The 1,343-nt window shown below is 54.4% G+C and carries 1 protein-coding gene; it reads left to right on the forward strand.

The window, feature by feature from the left end; all coding sequences use genetic code 11:
• Positions 1-1,321: IS1634 family transposase (locus tag IE074_RS14695; RefSeq protein ID WP_189386197.1), on the forward strand; the 1,321-nt coding region annotated here is incomplete at its 5' end.
• Positions 1,322-1,343 lie beyond the last annotated feature (22 nt).

The following is a 1,343-nucleotide window of genomic DNA, read 5'->3' on the forward strand; positions in this document are numbered from 1 at the left end:
AGGCACCTTACGATGGCTCAAGACCGTCAGCCTGCCTGATACGAGCCTGGAGTCCGTCAATCACCAACAACTGTTGCGCACCATGGACGCACTGCTTGAACACCAGGACGTCATTGACAAGATCTTGGCCGATGCCGTACGGCCACTCGTCAGTGAAGATCTCTCCGTTGTCTTCTACGATATGACCACTATACGGGCCGAGGGCCTGTCTGAAGCAGACGAAGAGATCCGCCAGTTTGGTAAGTCCAAGGAAGGTGGCCTGGCCCGTCAATTCATGCTGGGGCTGGTGCAAACCGCTGAAGGCATTCCCCTTTATCACGAGGTCTTCCCGGGCAATACGGCCGAAGTGGGTACCTTGAAATCTTCTTTACTCAAGGTACTGGAACGCTTCCCGATCAAACGGGTCATTGCCGTTGCCGACCGGGGCTTGCTGTCGTTAGATAACCTGGAAACGTTGCAAAAAATCGTGCTGCCATCGGGCGCACCGCTGGAATTTATTCTGGCGGTACCAGGCCGCCGTTACAACGAATTTGCCGATCTGCTGGCACCATTTAATCAGCGTGCGCAAACCGCTGACGAATCCGAGATCGTGGGTGAGGAACAGTGGAACAACCTGCGGTTGGTCGTCGCGCACGACCGGCACCGAGCCGCTGAGCAAACCGCGCAACGTGATGCCACCATCGCCCAATTGGAAGCCCAAGCGGCACAGTGGGTAGGAAAACTTGACTCGCAGGACGAAGGCCAACGAAGCCGGGGTCGTGGGTTATCGGACGGTGGCGTTCGCGCCCGGTTTTACCACGAAGTATGTGAGCAACGGCTACGGCGCATTATCCGGGTGGATCTGAAAAGTGAACTGTTCACCTATGATATTGACGAAAAGGCATTAGCGCTGGCCCGTGCCATGGATGGCAAACTACTACTGGTCACCAATACGCAGGATCTGAAGGCGAGCGAAGTCATCGCCCGTTATAAATCCCTGGCCGATATCGAACGCGGATTCAAGATGCTCAAGTCAGATATCGAAATCGGACCAGTCTATCATCGCTTGCCCGATCGTATCCGGGCGCATGCGTATATCTGTTTTATCGCGTTGGTACTCGCGCGTGTCATGCGCGAACGGCTGTACCAGAATCCGGTGCCCGACATCTGCTCACCGGAACGAGCCTTGTCAATATTACGCCGGATTCAGACGCATAAAGTCACCTTCGATGGTCAGGCACCCGTTACCGGCATCTCCGCCATTGATGCGGAACAAGCGGCTGTGTTAGCCAGCCTGAAGGTTAAAAAACCGACCACTGATGTTGAATATGTGAATTTGTAATGGAGCGTTTATAACATAATCC

Origin of the sequence: Advenella faeciporci (genome assembly GCF_014652395.1) — a bacterium.
Lineage (GTDB): Bacteria > Pseudomonadota > Gammaproteobacteria > Burkholderiales > Burkholderiaceae_B > Advenella > Advenella faeciporci.